Here is a 22405-nt window from a genome sequence, read left to right as displayed (position 1 = left end):
CTAATCACCTATTTCCCAATTTCTAATGCTTTCATTAGCATCCCTTTAGAAGCATTCATTGCCGTAACATTCGCTTCATATGATCGAGTGCTACTAATAAGATCAACCATTTCCTTTAAAGGATCTACATTCGGCATCGCGACATAGCCTTCATCATTAGCGTCCGGATGCTCTGGGTCATAGATTAGTTCAAATGGAGTATCATCTTCGACAATTTCCGTTACTTTTACCCCATCGGCTTTTGCTGATGAGCCTGAAGCCCATTGCCTTATTAAGAAAAGAGGAAAAACTGTTTCCTTGGGGCTGAGTGACAACCATTTTTCTGCGATATGGTTGCCACTCACCATCAATGAATTCTCCTCTGGTTGTGTCCATATTAGCCATATTCGAAGAAATAACGTCCATTCTAACCCGCTGAGCAGTTAATGCCGAACCAGATGTGTTTATTGAATGAAAAATAGACATATTTATCTGCCACCTTTAATCACTGTTTTTAGTGAGTTAAATTTCCCACTTATTCTTTCGATTAGTGCATTATATTGAATTTGATTTTTTGCCATTTCTGTCATTTCAGAATCAATGTCAACATTATTTCCATTATGATGATAATTGGTGTTATTTCTTGAAACGATTTTAAAGCTTGATGTATCAGAACCACCAAATTCAAAATGTTTGGCGTTTGTCTTTGTAGCCTGAAGTTTTTGCATCTCATTTGATAATGCAGTATTAAACCGAACCTCTTGAGCTTTATAATTCGGGGTATCAACATTGGCAATGTTATTAGAGATAACCTTTTGCTTAGCAGTTGATTGAGAAATTGCGGTTTCTAAACTATTTATTGTATTTGAAAATAATTTCATAATATCCCCTCACAAAATGTAAAGTACATACGTATCGTATAATGTCGAAATATGTGTTTTCTTCTTACTCATTGTATGAAATATTAGTCTTAAAGTCTATTAAGGTTTTGTAAAAAAAAGTCGGATTTTCTATCTAATTTAAAATGAGGACTATTGAACTATTCGCATTATATCAACGAAAGCCTAACAGTATCTTAATAAAGAGGTATTTCTGGCACATAAATAACGTAACATATAATTCGACAATTCCCTACATATTATTTTTTCCAATTTCAGTACATAATCTGTATAATTATTCATTAAGTAAACTATTATTGAAATGTAAATAAACACTATAAAGTAAGGTGAGATTAATCTATAAAAGATTATAAAAACACAAAAAAGGCACTTTGAGGATCCTCAAAGTGCCTTTTTTTGTTAATTTGTTTTTAATTTCTCTAATTCAACTAAGAATTTCGCATTAAGAACTTTTATATATGTTCCTTTCATCCCTAGAGATCGGGATTCAATAACACCAGCACTCTCTAGCTTACGTAATGCATTTACAATTACAGATCTTGTAATTCCAACACGATCAGCTATTTTACTAGCTACTAAAAGACCTTCATTTCCGCTTAATTCCTCAAATATATGTTCAATCGCTTCTAATTCACTGTATGATAGAGAACTGATAGCCATTTGTACAACCGCTTTGCTTCGTGCTTCCTCTTCGATTTCTTCAGCTTTTTCACGCAGAATCTCCATACCTACAACAGTAGCTCCATATTCAGCAAGAATTAAATCTTCATCTTCAAATTGTTCTTGTACTCTTGCTAAAATTAAAGTTCCTAAACGCTCTCCACCACCAATGATCGGCACGATAGTTGTTAAGCCATTTTTAAATAATTCACGATTTTCAACTGGAAATGCAGTATATTCACTATATACATCGATGTTTGAAGATGTTTCTGTTATGTTAAAAAGGTTGTTTGTATAACCTTCAGGAAACTGACGGTCTTCAAGCATTTTTTTCATTCTCTCGTTTTCGATAAGCTGATTAACTGCAAAGCCTAGTAACTTTCCTCTTCTGCTTACAACAAAGATATTTGCTTCAATCACTTCGCTTAGCTTTTCAGCCATCTCTTTGAAGTTAACTGGTTTCCCTGCTGCTCTTTGGAGCATTGCATTAATTTTACGTGTTTTCTGTAATAGAGCCATTTATTGGTTCCTCCTGTAAACATATGAAATTGTAATTTTTTATAATATAAACTGGCTTAAATCTTTGTTTTTAGATATTTTCCCAAGTTTGTCTTCGACGTACTGTGGCGTAATGACAATCTTTTCTAAATTTATATCAGGTGCCTCAAATGATAGATCTTCTAATAATCGTTCAAGAATTGTATGTAATCTTCTTGCACCAATATTATCAGTATTTTGATTCACCTCAAATGCAACTTCAGCTATTCTACGAATAGCATCGTCAGAAAATTCTAATTGTATACCTTCTGTTTCAATTAACGCTTGATATTGTTTTAAAAGAGCATTATCAGGCTCTACTAAGATCTTCACAAAATCATCTACACTAAGTTTTGTTAATTCTACACGAATTGGAAATCTTCCTTGTAGTTCCGGGATAAGGTCAGATGGCTTAGCGATATGAAAGGCACCAGCAGCTATAAATAACATATGATCTGTCTTGACTGATCCATATTTGGTTACAACAGTAGATCCTTCCACAATCGGAAGAATATCACGTTGTACCCCTTCCCTGGATACATCCGCTGAAGATCCACCCTTAGATTTACCTGCTATTTTATCGATTTCATCTATGAAAATAATTCCGGTTTGTTCAGAACGTATAATAGCTTCCTGTGTTACATCTTCCATATCAATTAGTTTACTTGCTTCTTCATTTGTTATAACTTTTCTTGCTTCTCTAACAGTTAACTTTCTCTTTTTCTTTTTCTTAGGCATAAAACTTCCTAGAGCATCCTGCATGTTCATCCCCATTTGTTCCATACCCGAGCCTTGAAGTAAATCAAACATTGATGCTTGTTGTTCCTCAACCTCGACAGTTACATAATGATCTTCTAATTCACCTAATGCTAATTGATGTGAGATTCTACGACGCTTTTCTTGTAGAGTAGATTCTTCAGTTGAGCTTTCCTCGTGATCTTGGGATTGTTGACTCGCTCCTCCAAAAAGCATTTCCAAAGGATTTTTCGCTGCTGATTGTTTTTTCTTACTTGGAACAAGTAGCTCAATTAACCGTTTATTAGCATTTTCCTCAGCTAGTACCTTTAACATCAGCTATTTTTTCTTCTTTTACTAGTCGAACGGCAGTCTCAACCAGATCACGCACCATTGATTCAACATCCCTACCAACATAGCCGACTTCAGTAAATTTTGTTGCTTCAACTTTAATAAAAGGGGCATGCGCAAGTTTTGCAATTCTCCTTGCTATTTCGGTTTTCCCAACACCTGTAGGTCCAATCATAAGAATGTTTTTAGGTACAACTTCCTCGCGTAGCTTTTCAGTTAGTAAGCTTCTTCTATAGCGATTTCTTAAAGCTACTGCTACCGCTTTTTTTGCATCCTTTTGTCCTATAATATATTGATCCAAACGCTCAACAATTTCTTTAGGGGTTAACTGTTTATTCATACTATTTGCCTCCCTTATTAAAGTTCTTCGACAATAATATTTAGATTTGTATAAACACAAATTTCTCCTGCAATTGTTAAAGCACCCTCAGCAATTTCTTTTGCAGATAAGGAATCACCTGAAAATCTCTTCAATGCACGACCAGCTGACAAGGCATAATTACCACCTGAACCAATTGCTAAGATCCCATCATCTGGTTCAATCACTTCACCTGTTCCTGAAACTAAAAGAAGATCATTTTCATCCATAACAATCAGCATAGCTTCAAGTCTTCTTAGCACTTTATCGCTACGCCATTCCTTTGCTAGCTCAACAGCAGCTCTTTGCAAATTCCCATTATACTCTTCAAGTCTATTTTCAAATAACTCAAATAGTGTGAATGCATCAGCTACAGATCCTGCAAATCCAGCAATTACTTTACCATTAAAAGCTTTCTTACCTTTTTAGCTGTATGTTTCATAACAACAGCATTCCCAAAAGTTACCTGACCGTCACCTGCCATCGCAGCTTTACCATTATGTTGAATCGCAAATATTGTTGTTGCATGAAATTCAGACATAGTTCTACCTCCTAAATTGAGTCCTTTATGCCCGAGGATGATGGGACATATAGATTCGTTGCAAATGCTCCTTTGTGACGTGTGTATATACTTGTGTAGATGATAAATGTTCATGACCCAAAAGCTCCTGTACACTTCTCATATCTGCACCTTCATTTAACAGATGTGTAGCAAATGTATGGCGCAACATATGTGGATGAATATGAAGTGTTGATGCTGCTTTTTTTATCATGTCATTTAAAACATGTCTTACACCACGATCTGTAAGCGGTGTCCCACGATGATTCACAAATAAATAATTGTGTTGATCACTTACCTTCAGTTTGCTCATTAACACCTTTCTTCCAACCGATAAATATTGATCAATTGCATCATGAGCATAGCTACCGAAAGGAACATATCGCTGCTTTCCACCTTTTCCATATACAAGAATCGTTTCAATAAAAAAATCAATATCTGATAGTTTAATGTTGCAACATTCGCTTACACGGATCCCAGTACCGTAAAGCACTTCAATGAGCGCTTGATTTCGTTGCCCAAGAGGAGTATTACAGTCAGATATGGTAAGAAGTTGCTCAACTTCCTCTTCATAAAGAAATTTTGGAATTTTTTGCTCCTTTTTTGGCAATGTAACAAGTGTAAATGGATTTTCAGTTAGTATCTCTTCTCTAACAAGAAATTTATAAAAACTTCTAAGAGTTGATACTTTTCTTGATATTGTTTTTCTAGAATACTTTTTATTATGTAACTTCGTTAAGTATAAACGTGTATCATTATATGTCATGTCTTCTAGATGGATCATTGCTTGTTCTTCCATAAAAGAAAAAAATCCTCAATATCTTTGCTGTAATTCACAATTGTATATTTTGAATAATTTTTCTCTATTTGTAAATATTCAATAAACAAATTTAAATAATTCTTAACATTTCTCACATTTTACACCTCACAAACAACACAAGGGCTACTAAATGTTATCACAACAATAGTAGTACTTTGCAAATAATTTCTATAAATTTTTCGAAATTTTTTGAATTGTTTCTAGCGCGCGATTTGCCAGCGTTTCATTACGTTCTTTTTTACTCTTTATACGCTCAGGTAATGGAGCAAAAATCCCAAAATTTGCATTCATTGGTTGAAAGTTATCGGCGTTTGCATTTGTAATATACTGGGCCATACTCCCAATAGCTGTTTCATTTGGTAGGTCCACTAAATCTTTTCCTAAAATAAGATGTGCAGCATTTATTCCTGCAACTAACCCTGATGCGGCAGACTCGACATATCCTTCAACACCCGTCATTTGACCAGCAAAAAACAAATCGTCCCGGCCTTTGTATTGGTAAGTTGATCTTAAAAGTTTTGGTGAATTAATAAACGTGTTACGATGCATAACGCCATATCGAACTATTTCTGCGTTTTCTAAACCTGGAATTAAGGAAAGAACCTCTTTTTGCGGTCCCCATTTTAGGTGTGTTTGAAATCCTACAATATTATATAAAGTTCCAGCTGCATCATCTTGTCGAAGTTGTATCACAGCAAATGGTCTTTTCCCTGTTTTCGGATCTTCTAAACCTACTGGCTTTAAAGGGCCAAAGAGCATTGTTTTTCTTCCTCTTTGTGCCATCACTTCAATAGGCATACATCCTTCGAAGAATATTTCTTTTTCGAATTCCTTTAATGGCACGGTCTCCGCAGCAATTAAAGCTTCATAAAATCGATCAAATTCCTCTTCTGTCATAGGACAATTAAGGTAGGCTGCTTCGCCTTTATCATATCGGGACTTTAAATATACCTTGTTCATATCGATGCTATCTTTCTCAATTATTGGAGCAGCTGCATCATAGAAATATAAATACTCTTCACCTGTTAAAGTTTTTAATTGTTCTGATAAGCTTTTGGAGGTCAGTGGACCTGTTGCGATAATCGTTGGTCCTGAAGGAATTTCTTCTACCTCTTCATTCATAACAGTTACATTTTGATGACCTTTTACTAACTCTGTCACCTTACCGGCAAATTCATGCCGGTCAACAGCAAGTGCTCCACCAGCCGGAACTGCACACTCATCTGCTGCCTTTATAATAACAGAGTCTAGAATTCTCATTTCTTCTTTCAATACACCGACAGCATTTGTTAAATTGTTTGCTCTTAATGAGTTACTGCAAACTAACTCTGCAAATTTATCAGTATGATGGGCAGGTGTTTGCTTTACAGGTCGCATTTCATACAGTTTTACTTGAATACCCCTTTTGGCTAATTGCCAAGCCGCTTCGCTTCCAGCCAAACCAGCACCTACTACATTTACAACTACATCTTGATTCATCGTGACATGACCCTCCATTAATTAAAAAGACCTTATGTAGAATGGCATTTATTCTTATTACTTATGTTGTCCTAAAAAATATAAGTTAAAAAAGGTGAGCATAAAGTTGCTCACCTACTTTTGTTGTTCCTCTTTATAATCGCATTCCATACATTGAACTTGAACACCTTTTTTAAGCTTTTTCTCAACCAACATATGATTACATTTTGGACAACTTCTTGCTATTGGTTTGTCCCAGGATAAAAACTCACATTCAGGATATTGATCACAGCCATAAAAAATGCGGCGTTTTTTTGACTTTCGTTCAACAATTGTTCCTTCATCACAACTTGGACATTTTACCCCAATATCTTTTACAATTGGCTTCGTATTTCTGCAATCCGGGAAATTTGAGCAAGCCATAAATTTTCCATATCTACCCATTTTATAAACCATATGATGACCACATTCTTCACAATCAACACCAGCTGGTTCATCTTTAATTTCAATTTTCTCCATCTCATTTTCTGCTTTTTCAAGTCTTGGAGAAAAATCCTTATAAAAATTGTCAATAATTTGAATCCACTGAATATGGCCATCCTCAACTTCATCAAGGCTATTTTCCATATTTGCTGTAAATTCAACATTGATTATTTCTGGGAAGAACTCTCTGATCAGTTCTAAAACGATTTCACCCAACTCAGTAGGGATAAAACGTTTATTATCGAGTGAAACATATCCGCGCTTTTGTATCGTATCTAGTGTAGGTGCATAAGTCGATGGTCGACCTATTCCTAGTTCCTCCAACGTTTTTACAAGACGAGCCTCCGTGTACCGTGGTGGCGGCTGTGTAAAATGCTGCGCTGGTTCGATATCCTTTGAATAGACTTCATCGCCTTCTTTTAAATCCGGGAGTAATCTATCTTTTTCCTCAATTTGATCGTCGTTTCCTTCAACATATACTTTCATAAATCCAGGAAACTTAACTTTAGAACCTGTAGCTCTAAACATGACACCGTTATTTACAAGGTCAACACTCATTGTGTCTAATACAGCTGGTGCCATTTGACTAGAAACAAATCTTTCCCAAATCAGTTTATATAATCTTAACTGATCTCTGCTCAGAAATTCTTTTATTGATGCTGGATCACGTAAGGCTGATGTTGGACGAATTGCTTCATGGGCATCTTGAGCATTACTGTTTTTCTTCGCTGTTTTTGCTTGTGTGCCAATAAACTCTTCACCATATTTTTCAGTAATGTAACCAGTTGCTTCAGTCTGGGCCGTTTCTGATATTCTGGTAGAATCCGTTCTCATATAGGTAATTAATCCAACAGTGCCTTCTTTACCTAAATCGATACCTTCGTATAATTGCTGAGCAATCATCATCGTTTTCTTTGCTCTAAAATTCAGCTTACGCGCTGCCTCTTGTTGAAGAGTGGAAGTTGTAAAAGGTACGGCTGGATTTCTTTTTCTTTCCTTTTTCGTCACCTTTTCCACTTTAAATTTATTTTCTTTAATGTTACTCAAAACAGCCTTTACTTCTGATTCATTCTTAAGATCTTGCTTTTCTCCATTTATTCCATAGAAAGAAGCATCAAATTCTTTTTGACCTTTTAAAAATTGACCTTCAATTGACCAATATTCTTCTGGTACAAATTCTTTAATTTCATTTTCCCGATCAATAATTAAACGTACAGCTACAGATTGAACTCTCCCTGCACTTAACCCTTTTTTTACTTTTTTCCAAAGAATCGGGCTTTATTTTATAACCAACCAATCGGTCTAATACACGTCTCGCTTGTTGGGCATCAACTAAATCCATATTGATTGAGCGTGGATGCTTGAAAGATTCTTTTATAGCATCTTTTGTAATTTCATTAAATACTACACGGCAATCAGAGTTTACATCAACGTCAAGACTATGTGCTAAATGCCATGCAATCGCTTCCCCTTCGCGATCCGGGTCAGCCGCTAAGTATACTTTTTTTGCTTTTTTAGCAGCTGTTTTTAATTCTTTAAGTACTGAACCTTTTCCTCTTATAGTAATGTATTTTGGTTCAAAATTATGTTCAACATCAACACCAATTTGACTTTTTGGTAGATCACGCACATGACCCATCGATGCCTTTACCTTATATTTTTTCCCTAAATAACGTTCGATTGTTTTCGCCTTTGCAGGTGATTCCACAATGACTAAATAGTCCGACATGCCTGGTATCCTCCTTAAGAGGTATTCTCTCTTTTATATTTCGTAAAATTTTTACTTCATTAATTAAATGTCTATTTATACAATGAAGGGGTTTCCTCCAAGTAGTTAATAACTAAGTAGATTTGATTAAACTCCCATTATCACTGTGTTTCTTCAAAATCTATACTTAAATCTCCACTATTATTAAATATTCCTATATCATTTGTCAAACATAATAAAAAGAAATTACACTAATCATATCCTAATTCAAGCTGAAATAACATGAATATTTTTACTAAATTGTCAAAAAAACACCTGAATTTACATTTCAACTTCTTGAGGAAATTCTTCAAATATATGTGATGCATGTTGTACTAATTTTGCCCCGTTTTGTATTAGTTCATTTCCACCAATGCTACACTCATCAAAAATAGATCCCGGTATGGCAAACACTTCTCGGTTTTGCTCCAATGCTTGATGTGCAGTTATTAGTGAACCACTTCTTTGCTTAGCTTGGATAATAAGTGTCCCCAAAGAAATTCCACTAATAATTCGATTTCTTTTAGGAAAATGCCATTTTTGAGGTGATGTTGAAGGAGAATGTTCTGAAAGAATTAGATGTGAAGTCATTAGCTTGTTTGCCAACGTTTGATTCTGCCTAGGATATATATGCTCTAATCCTCCACCAATTACTGCAATTGTTTCACCCCCATGGTTTAGTGCTGCTTCATGTGCTAAAGTATCGATTCCTTTAGCTAAACCACTTACAATAACCCATTTTTCTTGGATAAGAGGCTTTAACACATGCTCAAGTGCTTTAACACCATATTCAGACGGATACCTTGTACCTACTACACTAATAAGCTTTTTACGAGAAGCAAGGGTAATATTACCTTTATAAAATAAAAATGGAGGCGGATCAGCGATTTGCTTTAACAAATAAGGATAATTAGGATCAAAAAGGGGAAGAAAAGAAATGTTTTGCTGATTATATTTTTTAATGAGGAGATCAGCTGAGTAAGAATAATACTCAGTTTTTATGTTATCTATTTTATGTTTCTTCACATTAAAATAATTTAACCATTCACCATCTTTTAGTTGAAAAAAAATCTGCAACGATGGATCTATAGTTAGTAATTTATAAATAATTTGGCTATTAAGTTCCTTACAATGAGCTAACAAAAATAACTTTTTTGTTACATCGTCCATAAAATCCTCCTGTTTTTTTCTACGATTAATAGGAACAGGTTAAAAACCTGTTCCTACCATTGAATGATTTAGTGTGTTTTACATTTTTCTAATAAACCTTGTTCTTCAAGAACAGAAATAAGTGTTTCACCCATAACAGATGGAGTGTCAGCCACTTTAATTCCACAAGCATTCATTGTTTTAATTTTTTCTTCAGCAGTACCTTTACCACCAGAAATAATCGCACCAGCATGACCCATACGTTTTCCAGGAGGTGCTGTTTGACCACCGATGAAGCCTACAACAGGTTTTGTCATATTTGCTTTAACCCATTCAGCAGCTTCTTCTTCAGCTGTACCACCGATCTCACCAATCATGATAACTGCATATGTGTCTTCATCTTCGTTAAAAGCTTTGAGAACATCGATAAAGTTCGTCCCGTTAACAGGATCCCCTCCGATACCTACAGCAGTAGATTGACCAATACCAGCTTGTGATAATTGATGAACTGCTTCATAAGTAAGAGTACCAGAACGTGAAACGACACCAACATGACCCTTCTTATGAATATAGCCAGGCATAATTCCAATTTTACATTCCTCAGGTGTAATCACACCAGGGCAGTTAGGTCCTACAAGGCGAGTTTTCTTACCTTCCATGTAGCGTTTAACATTCACCATATCCATAACTGGAATATGCTCTGTAATACAAATAACTAAATCTAATTCTGCGTCTACACCTTCCATAATTGCATCAGCTGCGAAAGGAGCAGGTACATAAATAACAGACGCGTTTGCACCAGTCGCTTGAACTGCTTCTTGAACTGTATTGAAAACAGGTACACCTTCTACTTCTGTTCCACCTTTACCAGGTGTAACTCCACCAACGATATTTGTGCCATACTCAAGCATTTGTTTTGTATGAAATAACGCTGTAGAACCAGTGATACCTTGTACGATTACTTTCGTATCTTTATTAATAAATACACTCATGTTTGTCCCCTGCCTTTCTTACTTCACTAATGAAACTATTTTTTGTGCGCCGTCAGCCATAGACTCTGCAGAAGTAATATTTAATCCAGATTCATTTAAAATTTTCTTACCTAAATCAACATTTGTACCTTCAAGACGTACAACTAAAGGAATCTCTAAGCCAACTTGTTTCGTAGCTTCAACTACACCCTCTGCGATAACATCACATTTCATGATTCCACCGAAGATATTAACGAAAATTCCTTTAACATTTTTATCAGAAAGAATAATTTTGAATGCTTCTGTAACTTTTTCTGCAGTTGCACCGCCCCCAACATCAAGGAAGTTTGCAGGTTCGCCGCCATAATACTTAATAATATCCATTGTTGACATTGCAAGACCAGCGCCATTTACCATACAGCCGATGTTACCGTCTAATGAGATATAACTTAAATCATATTTAGATGCTTCGATTTCTTTTGGATCTTCTTCTTCTAAATCACGATATTCTACAATATCTTTATGGCGATATAATGCATTTGAATCAAAGTTTAATTTTGCGTCAAGAGCCATTACGTTGCCATCACCAGTGATAACTAATGGATTGATTTCTGCAATTGAGCAATCCTTTTCAACAAATGCTTGATATAATCCCATCATAAATTTAACTGCTTTACCAACTAACTCTTTAGGAATATTAATGTTGAATGCAATTCTTCTAGCTTGATAGCCTTGAAGTCCAACCGCAGGATCAATCACTTCTTTGAAGATTTTTTCTGGCGTTTTTTCCGCTACTTCTTCAATTTCAGTTCCACCTTCTTCAGAAGCCATTAAAACTACTCGAGATGTAGCACGATCTAGTACTAAACCAACGTAGTATTCTTTTTTAATGTCACAACCTTCTTCAATTAGAAGACGTTTAACTTCCTTACCTTCTGGACCTGTTTGGTGAGTTACAAGTGTTTTCCCAAGAATTTCTTCTGCATATGTACGTGCTTCGTCAAGGTTTTTTGCAACTTTTACCCCGCCTGCTTTACCGCGTCCACCTGCATGGATTTGTGCTTTTACCACTACTACGTCTGTTCCAAGCTCTTTTGCAGCTTCTACCGCTTCATCTACAGAAAAAGCCACTCGTCCGTTTGGTACAGATACTCCGTATTTGCGAAGGAGTTCTTTCCCTTGGTACTCATGGATATTCATTAGCCATCCTCCTAACCAATTTGCAATATAAAATTAGACTGCGCTTTCATTTTATATAATAGTTCGAACCTTGTCTACAATTACACATAAAATAGTAAAATTCAAGTCAATTTTTATTTTTTTACAATAAAATTTTTAAAAATTAAAAGTAAAATAAATACATTTTGAACATTAAAAACCCTAAGAAATGTAGGTAGTCTATATATTAAACATAAACAGCCTAAACTCTTAAGGGTAGTCACTATATTATTCTATCTCTTATGTTGATAGCTCTTTATCTAACGTATAAACAAAAGCGAATATTTCTGCAACAGCTTCATAAAGCTCTTCAGGTATTTGTTGATGAATTTCCAATTTTGTTAGAGAGTTCCACAAGTGCCGGGTCCTCATGTACGTGTACATGATGTTCTTTTGCTGTTTCAAGAATTTCTTTTGCAATCAGACCTTTTCCTTTCGCAATGACTTTAGGTGCATTTTCTTTATTTTGATCATATTTTAAGGCAATTGCTTTTGTTGGTTCTTCCTTTTTTATCATATTTTAAAGTCAACTCCTGTATAAGAAGTATTAACACCAGAAAAATTTGAATTTGAACTAATTTTCTTTTCTACTTCAAATGGCTTTACTTGAACCGAAGTCACCTTATAATTCATAGTCTGAAGGCCCTTTTTCAGCTCTTCACTACTAGATGAAACAAGTTCTTTTAAATGCTCATTATTATTAATAAGCGTTATCGTCATCACTCTGTTTTGAATTTGCACATCAATCATTGTTTCAGACAGGTTAGGAAGCTGTAGGTAAAAAAGAATTCGGCAAAAAGATGGATCGATTGTTCCATCTGAACGTTTTTTCCCATTCCATTGAATAGTTAAATCTGTTTGATTTAGAGCAAAAAGCGGGACTTGTGTAATAAATTGCGTCGTCGGCCCAGTGTCTTGCTGAAGCAGAGTTTGTCCGTTTAAACGGTTTGTAAGCTGATCCACTTGTTCCTTTATAACAGACCCTTCTAGCTCCTTGCTAGCAGCTAGTAATGTTTCTTTAAGTATTTGGAATTCTCTCGCGTTTCCAGATTCCAAATTCATATTAAGCTTTTGCCATTCAAATTGTTCATTTCTATGATGAAAGAAAAGAGAAAGAACATCTTCTTTTGATGAAAATACAGGGATCTTGTTAACTATTTTTTGAATAATATCTATTTCATTTTGGCTGAACTGAGTTATTTCAGCACGATCCTGTGGTTGAATAGACTGTAAAGGAGTACTAGTATGTTGAAACACTTCTTTTACTACTTGTTTTAATCTGCTCATTTGAAGAGCATCGTTTTGATTTATTCCCTTTAGGACCTTTTGTTCATCATTTGAAAGAGTTTTGATAAACTCCGGTTGAAAGAGTCTCTCCACCGTCTGTTCAACCGGTTTTTGTATAACATTGGCCAAAATGGAACGCAATTGGTTGACTTGGTCTTTAGGCTGGTCCACTTGTTGAAGTGACTGAAAAAGTGTATCCATTTGCTTAGCTAAAGGGATTTTAGAATTAGCTTGAACTAGAGAACTTACAACATTTTCCGAAAGTTGATAGTGTTGTTTGAGGGCAAATTTAATAGCATCAATTGTTTGGGGAATCAAACTTTTCGGTGTGTTTTTTACTATCTCAGTTGCTGATACCAGCTGCTCCTTTGTAACTGGTATATTTTCCTTTAACAAAGCATTTGAAAGTAGTATATTATCCTTTGTTGGTTTCTGCTGAAATAATGAAAGAAAGTCCTTAGCAGACGCGTCATGTTTTGATAGTTTATCAGTTTCCACTGATTTAATAATCTTCAGCTCAATACCTTGTTGATTAGATCCTTTAACACGGAACCAGTAATTTTGTAAGGCATTGATTGGTGCCTCAAGCTGTGCAACAAGCTTAGATTGCCCAACTTGAATAAGAGCTTTTTGGTCAGGAAAGAGCTTCAGAACATGTCCAACTACGACTTGATTTTCTTTTAATGTTAATTGGTTTTGGGGCATGGTCATTTGTTCAACAGTAGTCTGAATAAGATTTTTTATTGCAAGTGGATAAACCATTAGCCTTTTCCTCCCTTCTAAAAATGCCTCTTTTTTTACCACATCCTACTTTAATAGTCTTATAGGACGTTGCACAACTCCTTTACAGGCGCAAAACTCCTACGGTGGTGTTCTGTTACCCCAAACTCTTTTAGCGCATCTAGATGGAATTTTGTCCCGTATCCCATATGTTGCTCAAATCCATACTGTGGATATTTACTCGAAAGATCGACCATCATTTTATCTCGTGTTACCTTAGCAATTACAGAACTTGCAGCAATAGAGACACTTTTTGAATCTCCTTTAATAATAGACTCCTGCTGAATTGGCAGATCTAACTTCATCGCATCAAGTAGTAAATAAGTTGGCTGAATAGCTAATTCATCAATTGCTTTTTTCATCGCTAATTTTGTAGCTTCGTATATATTAACTTTATCAATTATATCTGGTGAGATAACGCCAATACCTATCGCTTCCGCATTTTCCTTTATTAAATCATAGTAGTGATTTCTCATAGATTCAGAAAGTTTTTTAGAGTCCGTTAAGCCGGGGATATAGCAATCTTCTTTTAAAATGACAGCTGCAGCAACTACAGGTCCTGCTAGAGGTCCTCTGCCAACTTCATCGATTCCAGCAATAAACTCAAAACCCTCCTGTTTTGCTGCTCTTTCGTAACTAAGCATTTCATAATATTGCTTCTGTAACAATTTCTCGTGTTCGTAGTTTTTAAACCATCTTTCAACGAGTTGCTGTACTCCTTTTCTTGTATCAGCTTGACACTCTTTAAGAAACGGATCTTGCATATCCGTAATTTCCACTAATTTTTTTTGTACTTCTTTTGTTGTTAATGGCATTTTTAGTTCTCCTCATGCACATGTTTTGTCTTATATATGTAAATATCTAAAATTATTCTTTATCATTATATCGACCGTAATTCAAATTAATAAAGACCCGTCATAATTAAATGCGGGTCAGATTAAAAATGTTTTATTTATCTTGGAAATCAGCAGGAGTTTCAAAAGATAATTTCCCTAACTTATCTGTTCTTATTTCCCTTAAAATTAATTCAGATGTTTTATCGTAATCAATATAACCCCCGGATACCATACAGTACCCGTTTTTTCCCGATCTCATCAAATAGCGGGACTATTTCTTCAGGAATTTCATTAAGATTATAACGCTCTAACAACCTTTTAGGATAATGTTCTTTCAAAAAGTTTAATGCAAAAACAGTGACTTCTTGCAGATTTAAAATAGTATCCTTGATTGCTCCTGTTGTTGCAAGTTTTTGACCGACTAATTGATCTTCAAACTTCGGCCAAAGGATACCAGGTGTGTCTAAAAGCTCTAGCTCATTTCCAACCTTTACCCATTGTTGTGCTGTCGTTACCCCCGGACGATCTCCTGTTTTTGTAATATTTCTTTTAGCGAGTCTATTAATAAGAGTGGATTTCCCAACATTCGGGATACCAATAATCAATGCACGTATGGCACGAGGTTTAATTCCCTTCGCAGCCATTTTATCAAATTTCTCTTTTAGAAGAACTTTTGACAATGCCGTGATTTGTTTTAATCCTGTTCCAGATTGAGCGTCTATAGCAATGGCGGGTATATCTTGTTCTTTAAAATATTCAATCCATTGCTTAGTAATTGAATCATCAGCTTTGTCAGCTTTGTTCAAAAGTACTATTCTTGGTTTGGATGAAACAATTTCATCTATCATCGGATTTCTAGAAGACATAGGAATTCTCGCATCTACAAGTTCAAAAACAATGTCAATAAGTTTTATCTTTTCAGTAACCTGTCTTCTCGCTTTTGCCATATGTCCTGGAAACCATTGTATCGTCATTACATAACACCTTCTTTAAATTACTCAGCAAACCGTATATCTGATACTGGCCAATAAACTAAGCTCGCCTTACCCATGACCTCTTCTATCGGTATTGTCCCTATATGTCTGCTATCCTTGCTTTGCCTTCTGTTATCCCCCATAACAAATAAATGACCTTCTGGTACAGTATCCTGCCCAATAATGCCATCGAGGTCAAAAGGTTCTGTTAGCGGGCCGTCAATTAAATCGTCTTTATATTCATTAAGATAGGGTTCTTCATACGCTTCTCCGTTAATGTATAACGTATCGTTTTTGTATTCTACTTTATCACCCGGTAAACCTATTACTCGTTTTATATAGTCTTTTTCTAAAGTTGCATGAAAGACCACAATATCAAAACGTTCAGGTTCTCCAATTTTGTATGATAATTTATTAACAATCATTCGATCTTGTGTATGTAAAGTTGGCATCATTGAGAACCCATCAATACAATAGGAGCAAACAAGAAATACCTAATAATAGCTGCTAAAAGAACGGCAATAGCCAATGCTTTTATCCATTCAAAAAGTTCATTTTTCTTTTTGGTCATTCAATTCACCTGCTTCTAGCAATCATTATGTCCATCATTTGTTTATTACTATACTTGTATGGTGAGTTTACTATTCATGTGATGAAACAGCCTGCCTTTTTATTGAAAAAGGAGCTTGTTAGGTAACAAGCTCCTTTTCAACTATACGGACAGTGTACCTGACCCATATATTTGAGGCTTAGTAGACTACTAAGCAATCTTATCGAATTTCTTTAATACGTGCAGCTTTACCACGTAATTGACGTAGGTAGTAAAGTTTAGCACGGCGAACTTTACCGCGACGAATTACTTCTAGCTTCGCGATCTTTGGTGTGTGTACAGGGAAAGTACGCTCAACACCTACACCGTAAGAAATCTTACGAACTGTAAATGTTTCACTGATTCCACCACCACGACGCTTAATCACAACACCTTCAAATACCTGAATACGCTCACGAGTACCCTCAACAATACTTACGTGTACACGTACAGTATCACCAGGACGGAATGCAGGTAGATCAGTTTTTAATTGTTCTTTTGTGATTTCTTCAATTAATTTTTGCATCGTTTTCAACTCCTTCCAACAGATGCTCATTCCAATACTTTTATTGCAGCGGAACATCGTTATAAAAGACTGCATAAAGGAAAATAGTTTAAATAAAAACTTTTCATCTGCAAGTCACGAGATTTATCATAACATATAGACTGTTAGGCTGCAATAGCTAGTTCTCATTTTCCCATTTTTTTATCAAGGTTTTTTGCTTGTCAGTTAAAGGATATGATTTTAGTAGGTCCGGACGTCTCTCAAACGTTCTTCGGAGTGATTGTTCTTCACGCCACTCTGCAATTAATTTATGGTTCCCCGATAGAAGAACTTCAGGTACCTGTAACCCTCTGAAATCTGCTGGACGGGTGTAATGAGGATGTTCTAGTAAGCCTGAGCTGTATGAGTCTAGTACAGGTGAATCTTCGTTCCCTAGGACTCCTGGTAAAAGCCTTACAACACTGTCTGTTATGACCATTGACGCGAGTTCTCCACCTGTTAAAACAAAATCCCCAATTGAGATCTCTTCTGTTACAAGATGTTCCCTAATACGTTCATCATACCCCTCATAATGACCACAGATAAAAAGAAGATGTTCTTCTTTTGCTAATTGTTCTGCTTTTGACTGGGTAAAACGTTCTCCCTGAGGGCACACCAAGATCACCTTCGGTTCAGTATCCCCTTTACTACGAATATCTTCTACAGCATCAAAGATGGGTTGTGGAGTTAACACCATTCCAGCGCCTCCACCATAGGGATAGTCATCGACATTTTGATGCTTATTGGAGGAATATTGTCTGAAGTTAATCACGTTAAACTGAACAGCTTCCTTTTCCTGTGCCTTCTTTAGGATAGATTCATTCAAGACCCCCTGAAACATCTCTGGGAAAAGTGTTAAAAAATCGATCTTCATTAGTCTAGTAACCCTTCCATAGGTGTAATAACAATTTTTTTCTCTTCGATATCAATCTCTTTAACAATGTCTTCAATATAAGGAACTAGGAGGTCTTTTCCTATCTTTCTTTGTACTACCCATACATCATTTGCACCAGTTGCTAATATTTCTCTAATTGTCCCGATTTCTTCACCTTCATCGGTAAACATTTTACAACCGATTATTTCGTGGAAGTAATACTCACCCTCTTCCAATTCAGAAAGTTGTGATTCTGTCACTTTAAGCAGTGAGCCTTTGAATTGTTCAACATCCTGAATTGAAGGCATTCCTTCAAACGTTAATAGATCAAAATTCTTGTGAACACGATGGCTATCAACAACTACTTCAATAGGCTGATCGGAACCTTCTTTAAATATATAAAGAGTGTTACCTGGCACATATCTTTCTTCAGCAAAGTCTGTTTTTGAAATAACACGAACTTCTCCTCTAATTCCATGTGTATTTACGATTTTCCCTACATTAAACCATTTTTCTGTCATATTATTAATCACCTCAGGCGTATTTGATCTACGATTCCATCTCTAATGATAATCGTTTTTTCTTTCATTAATTCTTCCCAATTGTCCCCTACATTTACTTCGACAATTGCTTCTACTTCTTTATCTTTAATTTCGCTTCCAATTGGTAATGTATGTACTTGTTCTAGTTGAAAATCTACTAGCTTAATCTTTTCCCGCCTTTTATCAATTTCTTTTAAGAACGGTCCAGCAAGCTGTTTACTCGTTTTCTCTAGTTTTTTATATTCAAAATATAATTGATCCATTTCCTGTTTCAGGCTTTTTTTGCGCTGTGTAAATTGTTTTATCAATAATTCCTTACTTGTTTCGGTTATCATTTGCTTCACTGTAACCTGGTGGAGTATCTTCATTATTGTTCCTCCCATTTACAAGCATAATACTTTGAAAAACCATTCATCTTCTAATTTGATTTATTACTATTTTTTTTACGTACAAAAAAAGGGGAGGAACCTCCTCACCCTTTTTTAGTCATTAATTTCTAGTTGGATTCTTTTAGATGAATTAGATCCTGCTGCATACACAACAGTTCGAATCGCTTTTGCTATACGACCTTGTTTCCCAATGACTTTGCCGACATCTTCTTTATGAACAGAAAGGCGATAAGTTATTTGATGCTCCTGTTCAAATTCAGTTATCTCAACAGAATCGGGAGAATCAACAAGCGGTTTAACAATTGCTTCGATTAACTCTTTCATCTTAACAGTCATTACTTGCTATTTTTTGCGTTATGGAATTTTTCCATAATGCCTTCGTTAGAGAACAAGTTACGAACTGTGTCAGAAGGTTTAGCACCGTTTGACATCCATTTTAATGCTAACTCTTCATTGATTTTCACTTCTGCTGGTTGAGCAACTGGATTGTATGTCCCAACAACTTCAATGAAACGTCCATCACGTGGTGAACGAGAATCTGCTACTACAATACGATAAAAAGGAGATTTTTTTGCTCCCATACGTTTTAAACGAATTTTAACTGCCATTTTATAAAGCACCTCCGAAAATGTTTCAACAAGATAGTATATTATCAAATAAGTGATATGATGTAAAGGTTTTTTTCTTGTCAGAAGAAAATTTCCTTAAAAAACTTATTTTTTGCTATGATATTTTCTAAAAAACGAGACTTAAAATCATAGAATTACATGAACGGAAACTTCATTCCGCCTTTTTTCTTTCCTTTTGACATATTTGTCATTTGCTTCATCATTTTTTTCATATCTTCAAATTGCTTTAATAGTCGGTTCACCTCTTGTACGGATGTACCACTACCAACTGCAATTCTCTTTTTTCGAGAAGCATTCATAATTTCAGGGTTGATCTTTTCAGCTTTTGTCATGGACTTAATAATTGCTTCTACATGACTGATTTGCTTTTCGTCAACTTGAAGGTTTTCAAGTACCCTTCACCTTGTTAGCCCCTGGCAACATGCCAATTAGATCCTCTAATGGTCCCATATTGCGCACCTGACCAAGCTGTTCAAGGAAATCATCAAATGTGAAGGATGCTGTACGCATTTTTTGTTCTAACTCTTTTGCTTTTTCAGCATCTACATTTGTTTGAGCCTTCTCAATAAGTGTTAAAACATCACCCATACCTAAAATTCTTGAAGCCATCCGTTCTGGATGAAACGCCTCAAGAGCATCAAGCTTCTCACCTAACCCAACAAACTTAATAGGTGTATTAGTAACAGACCGAATAGAAAGTGCCGCTCCACCACGAGTATCACCGTCAAGTTTCGTTAAAACAACACCTGTTAACCCAAGCTGCTCATTAAAGCTCTTGGCAACATTCACCGCATCTTGACCCGTCATCGCATCAACAACAAGAAAAATTTCATCTGGTTTCGCAATTTCTTTTACCTGCTCAAGCTCTTCCATAAGATTTTCATCAATATGAAGACGACCTGCAGTATCAATAATAACGTAATCATGATGTTCTTCTTTTGCGTGGGCTAAAGCCTTTGTCGCAATTTCAACTGGACTAACTTGATCACCTAATGAGAAAACAGGCATATCCAATTGTTTACCTAATGTCTCTAACTGCTTGATCGCCGCAGGACGGTAAATATCAGCAGCAACAAGTAACGGCTTACGGTTATGCTTTTTTCTTAATAAATTTGCGAGTTTACCGGTAGTTGTTGTTTTACCAGCACCCTGTAAACCAACCATCATAATAACCGTTGGCGGGCGGTTAGACACAGCTATTTTACTCTGCTCTCCACCCATCAGTTCAGTCAGCTCGTCTTTAACTACTTTAATGACCTGTTGGCCTGGAGTTAAGCTTTTCATAACTTCTTGACCAACAGCGCGCTCACTTACGCGCTTAATAAAGTCCTTCACGACTTTGAAGTTAACATCCGCTTCTAAAAGAGCAAGGCGTACTTCACGCATCATTTCTTTTACATCTGCTTCAGATACTTTCCCTTTGCCGCGAATTTTGGCCATCGTATTCTGCAGTCGGTCGGCTAATCCTTCAAATGCCATAATATGCCGCCTCCTAATCTAATTTCTCAAGTTCATTTAGTAATGAATCAAACATAGCTTTGTTCTCAATGTTAGGAGAAAATTCACGTAGTTTTGTCATTAACTTTTGTCTCTCTTGAAATTTTTGAAATAATAATAGCTTCTCTTCATATTGCTCCAGCATTGCTTCAGTTCGTTTAATGTTATCGTAAACAGCTTGTCTACTCACATCGTACTCTTCCGCAATTTCACCAAGGGAGAAATCATCTAAATAGTATAACGACATATAGCTTTTCTGCTTAGGTGTTAACAACGATTGATAGAAATCAAATAAATACGTAAGTCTCGTCGTTTTTTCAAGCATCATGCCGATTCACCCCTTTGTTAAGTGAATTACCTTTACAACTTATTAGTCTACATAGGAAGCTTTTTCTTGTCAAGTAATTGTATATGAAAGTTGTGCTACCGACGATGTATAAGTACATTCTTACTCACGTTTTGTCTTGAATAAAACAAAAAAGCTAACAATCTCAATAAATGAAATTGATAGCTTTAATAATGATTATTTACTCTTCTTCTTGTGCTTCAATTATTCCTGAGAAAAGACCATAAACATATTGTTCTGTGTTAAACTCTTGTAAATCATCCATTTTTTCTCCCAAACCAACAAACTTTACAGGGATATCAAGCTCTCCTTTAATCGCTAACACAATACCACCTTTTGCAGTACCGTCTAACTTTGTAAGAACTATTCCCGATACATCTGTAGCTTGAGAAAATTGTTTTGCTTGTGTCATAGCATTTTGACCTGTTGTTGCGTCTAGTACAAGCAATACTTCATGAGGAGCTCCAGGTATTTCACGTTCGATTACACGCTTAACCTTCTCAAGCTCTTTCATCAGATTAACTTTATTTTGTAGTCTTCCAGCTGTATCACAGAGTAAAACATCGACATTACGTGCCTTAGCTGCCTGAACAGCATCATACATAACCGCAGCAGGGTCAGAACCTTCCGATTGTTTAATAACATCAACACCTACTCGCTCTCCCCACACTTCTAGCTGCTCAATAGCTCCTGCTCTAAAAGTATCACCAGCAGCCAATAAAACAGAATTTCCTTCGCTTTTTAGTTTATGTGCTAGCTTGCCAATAGTCGTAGTTTTCCCTACTCCATTTACACCTACAAATAAAACAACATTTAATCTTCCAGCTTGTAATTCCAATTTATTGAGCGACTCATCATTATCGCTGCCTTCATATATTTCAACAAGCTTTTCAGAAATAACAGCTTGAACTTCTTTCGTATCTTGGATATTTTGACGTTTTACTTCCATCTTTAATTCATCAATTAAATCCATAACAGTGGCAACACCAACATCGGCACTAATGAGTAATTCTTCAAGCTCTTCGAAAAACTCTTCATCCACTTTACGATATCTAGCTACAAGATCATTCATTTTACCAGCAAAAGAATCTCTTGTCTTTGTTAAAGCCCTCTTTGAATTTTTCAGTAACAGAATCTGTTTGTTGAGTAATTTTTTCTTTTAATTTTTTAAAAAAGCTCATCTTTGTCGTTTCC

Annotated in this window: 15 protein-coding genes and 10 pseudogenes; all 25 read right to left on the bottom strand. The window is 35.7% G+C overall.

Features of this window, described 5'->3' with window-relative positions:
* Positions 1-8 precede the first annotated feature (8 nt).
* Positions 9-465 (bottom strand): annotated as a pseudogene (flgC, locus tag MVE64_RS23560) (flagellar basal body rod protein FlgC).
* 2 nt (positions 466-467) lie between these two features.
* Positions 468-860, bottom strand: a complete 393-nt coding sequence (gene flgB, locus MVE64_RS23555) for a flagellar basal body rod protein FlgB (protein ID WP_098796287.1) — start codon at positions 858-860, stop codon at positions 468-470.
* A 417-nt stretch (positions 861-1277) separates the two neighbouring features.
* On the bottom strand, positions 1278-2057 hold the full coding sequence (codY, locus tag MVE64_RS23550; protein ID WP_098796286.1) for a GTP-sensing pleiotropic transcriptional regulator CodY: 780 nt from the start codon (positions 2055-2057) through the stop codon (positions 1278-1280).
* A gap of 39 nt (positions 2058-2096) precedes the next feature.
* A pseudogene (hslU, locus tag MVE64_RS23545) lies at positions 2097-3501 on the bottom strand (ATP-dependent protease ATPase subunit HslU).
* Positions 3502-3518: 17 nt separating this feature from the next.
* Positions 3519-4060 (bottom strand): annotated as a pseudogene (hslV, locus tag MVE64_RS23540) (ATP-dependent protease subunit HslV).
* 25 nt (positions 4061-4085) lie between these two features.
* A pseudogene (xerC, locus tag MVE64_RS23535) lies at positions 4086-4993 on the bottom strand (tyrosine recombinase XerC).
* A 73-nt stretch (positions 4994-5066) separates the two neighbouring features.
* The gene (trmFO, locus tag MVE64_RS23530) at positions 5067-6377 is read right to left on the bottom strand and encodes an FADH(2)-oxidizing methylenetetrahydrofolate--tRNA-(uracil(54)-C(5))-methyltransferase TrmFO (protein ID WP_247341671.1); all 1311 of its coding nucleotides are present in this window, start codon (positions 6375-6377) and stop codon (positions 5067-5069) included.
* A 114-nt stretch (positions 6378-6491) separates the two neighbouring features.
* A pseudogene (gene topA, locus MVE64_RS23525) lies at positions 6492-8568 on the bottom strand (type I DNA topoisomerase).
* Positions 8569-8868: 300 nt separating this feature from the next.
* On the bottom strand, positions 8869-9756 hold the full coding sequence (dprA, locus tag MVE64_RS23520) for a DNA-processing protein DprA (RefSeq protein ID WP_247341668.1): 888 nt from the start codon (positions 9754-9756) through the stop codon (positions 8869-8871).
* Positions 9757-9824: 68 nt separating this feature from the next.
* Positions 9825-10727, bottom strand: coding sequence for a succinate--CoA ligase subunit alpha (sucD, locus tag MVE64_RS23515; RefSeq protein ID WP_098796279.1), 903 nt, complete (start codon positions 10725-10727; stop codon positions 9825-9827).
* Positions 10728-10745: 18 nt separating this feature from the next.
* Positions 10746-11906, bottom strand: a complete 1161-nt coding sequence (sucC, locus tag MVE64_RS23510) for an ADP-forming succinate--CoA ligase subunit beta (protein WP_247341665.1) — start codon at positions 11904-11906, stop codon at positions 10746-10748.
* A gap of 258 nt (positions 11907-12164) precedes the next feature.
* Positions 12165-12441, bottom strand: a pseudogene (locus MVE64_RS23505) (EscU/YscU/HrcU family type III secretion system export apparatus switch protein).
* Positions 12438-13973, bottom strand: a complete 1536-nt coding sequence (locus MVE64_RS23500) for a hypothetical protein (RefSeq protein ID WP_247341663.1) — start codon at positions 13971-13973, stop codon at positions 12438-12440. The pseudogene MVE64_RS23505 and the gene MVE64_RS23500 overlap by 4 nt, the downstream one beginning before the upstream one ends.
* Before the next feature lie 59 nt (positions 13974-14032).
* Positions 14033-14806 (bottom strand): ribonuclease HII, encoded by a 774-nt coding sequence (locus MVE64_RS23495; protein ID WP_281730413.1) that lies wholly within the window; start codon positions 14804-14806, stop codon positions 14033-14035.
* A gap of 133 nt (positions 14807-14939) precedes the next feature.
* Positions 14940-15801: pseudogene (ylqF, locus tag MVE64_RS23490) on the bottom strand (ribosome biogenesis GTPase YlqF).
* Positions 15802-15821: 20 nt separating this feature from the next.
* A pseudogene (gene lepB / locus MVE64_RS23485) lies at positions 15822-16372 on the bottom strand (signal peptidase I).
* Between the two features lie 199 nt (positions 16373-16571).
* Positions 16572-16916, bottom strand: coding sequence for a 50S ribosomal protein L19 (gene rplS / locus MVE64_RS23480; RefSeq protein ID WP_072580071.1), 345 nt, complete (start codon positions 16914-16916; stop codon positions 16572-16574).
* 157 nt (positions 16917-17073) lie between these two features.
* Positions 17074-17808: a tRNA (guanosine(37)-N1)-methyltransferase TrmD gene (gene trmD, locus MVE64_RS23475; RefSeq protein ID WP_247341660.1), complete on the bottom strand. Its 735-nt coding sequence runs from the start codon at positions 17806-17808 to the stop codon at positions 17074-17076.
* The gene (gene rimM, locus MVE64_RS23470) at positions 17808-18329 is read right to left on the bottom strand and encodes a ribosome maturation factor RimM (RefSeq protein WP_247341657.1); all 522 of its coding nucleotides are present in this window, start codon (positions 18327-18329) and stop codon (positions 17808-17810) included. The genes trmD and rimM overlap by 1 nt, the downstream gene beginning before the upstream one ends.
* An 8-nt stretch (positions 18330-18337) precedes the next feature.
* Positions 18338-18718, bottom strand: coding sequence for a YlqD family protein (locus tag MVE64_RS23465; RefSeq protein WP_098796270.1), 381 nt, complete (start codon positions 18716-18718; stop codon positions 18338-18340).
* 114 nt (positions 18719-18832) lie between these two features.
* A complete protein-coding gene (locus tag MVE64_RS23460; protein WP_247341654.1) occupies positions 18833-19063 on the bottom strand; it encodes a KH domain-containing protein in 231 nt (76 codons plus the stop codon).
* Positions 19064-19074: 11 nt separating this feature from the next.
* On the bottom strand, positions 19075-19347 hold the full coding sequence (rpsP, locus tag MVE64_RS23455) for a 30S ribosomal protein S16 (protein WP_078434369.1): 273 nt from the start codon (positions 19345-19347) through the stop codon (positions 19075-19077).
* A 155-nt stretch (positions 19348-19502) separates the two neighbouring features.
* Positions 19503-20847: pseudogene (ffh, locus tag MVE64_RS23450) on the bottom strand (signal recognition particle protein).
* Positions 20848-20860: 13 nt separating this feature from the next.
* Positions 20861-21193 carry a putative DNA-binding protein gene (locus MVE64_RS23445; RefSeq protein WP_098796268.1) on the bottom strand — a complete coding sequence of 111 codons (333 nt, stop codon included), beginning with the start codon at positions 21191-21193 and terminating at the stop codon, positions 20861-20863.
* Between the two features lie 199 nt (positions 21194-21392).
* Positions 21393-22392: pseudogene (gene ftsY / locus MVE64_RS23440) on the bottom strand (signal recognition particle-docking protein FtsY).
* Positions 22393-22405: the final 13 nt, after the last annotated feature.

The organism is Metabacillus endolithicus, from assembly GCF_023078335.1.
Taxonomy (GTDB): domain Bacteria; phylum Bacillota; class Bacilli; order Bacillales; family Bacillaceae; genus Metabacillus; species Metabacillus endolithicus.
The sequence above is the reverse complement of the archived record's forward strand: the minus strand, read 5'-3'. Positions and strand labels throughout refer to the sequence as shown.

Excerpts from the sequence above, each read along its gene's own strand:
- rimM (WP_247341657.1), bottom strand. The coding sequence starts at position 18,329 with ATGACAGAAAAATGGTTTAATGTAGGGAAAATCGTAAATACACATGGA.
- sucC (WP_247341665.1), bottom strand. The coding sequence starts at position 11,906 with ATGAATATCCATGAGTACCAAGGGAAAGAACTCCTTCGCAAATACGGA.
- codY (WP_098796286.1), bottom strand. The coding sequence starts at position 2,057 with ATGGCTCTATTACAGAAAACACGTAAAATTAATGCAATGCTCCAAAGA.
- rplS (WP_072580071.1), bottom strand. The coding sequence starts at position 16,916 with ATGCAAAAATTAATTGAAGAAATCACAAAAGAACAATTAAAAACTGAT.
- flgB (WP_098796287.1), bottom strand. The coding sequence starts at position 860 with ATGAAATTATTTTCAAATACAATAAATAGTTTAGAAACCGCAATTTCT.
- rpsP (WP_078434369.1), bottom strand. The coding sequence starts at position 19,347 with ATGGCAGTTAAAATTCGTTTAAAACGTATGGGAGCAAAAAAATCTCCT.
- MVE64_RS23495 (WP_281730413.1), bottom strand. The coding sequence starts at position 14,806 with ATGCCATTAACAACAAAAGAAGTACAAAAAAAATTAGTGGAAATTACG.
- dprA (WP_247341668.1), bottom strand. The coding sequence starts at position 9,756 with ATGGACGATGTAACAAAAAAGTTATTTTTGTTAGCTCATTGTAAGGAA.
- MVE64_RS23465 (WP_098796270.1), bottom strand. The coding sequence starts at position 18,718 with ATGAAGATACTCCACCAGGTTACAGTGAAGCAAATGATAACCGAAACA.
- MVE64_RS23460 (WP_247341654.1), bottom strand. The coding sequence starts at position 19,063 with ATGAAAGAGTTAATCGAAGCAATTGTTAAACCGCTTGTTGATTCTCCC.
- trmD (WP_247341660.1), bottom strand. The coding sequence starts at position 17,808 with ATGAAGATCGATTTTTTAACACTTTTCCCAGAGATGTTTCAGGGGGTC.
- MVE64_RS23500 (WP_247341663.1), bottom strand. The coding sequence starts at position 13,973 with ATGGTTTATCCACTTGCAATAAAAAATCTTATTCAGACTACTGTTGAA.
- sucD (WP_098796279.1), bottom strand. The coding sequence starts at position 10,727 with ATGAGTGTATTTATTAATAAAGATACGAAAGTAATCGTACAAGGTATC.
- MVE64_RS23445 (WP_098796268.1), bottom strand. The coding sequence starts at position 21,193 with ATGATGCTTGAAAAAACGACGAGACTTACGTATTTATTTGATTTCTAT.
- trmFO (WP_247341671.1), bottom strand. The coding sequence starts at position 6,377 with ATGAATCAAGATGTAGTTGTAAATGTAGTAGGTGCTGGTTTGGCTGGA.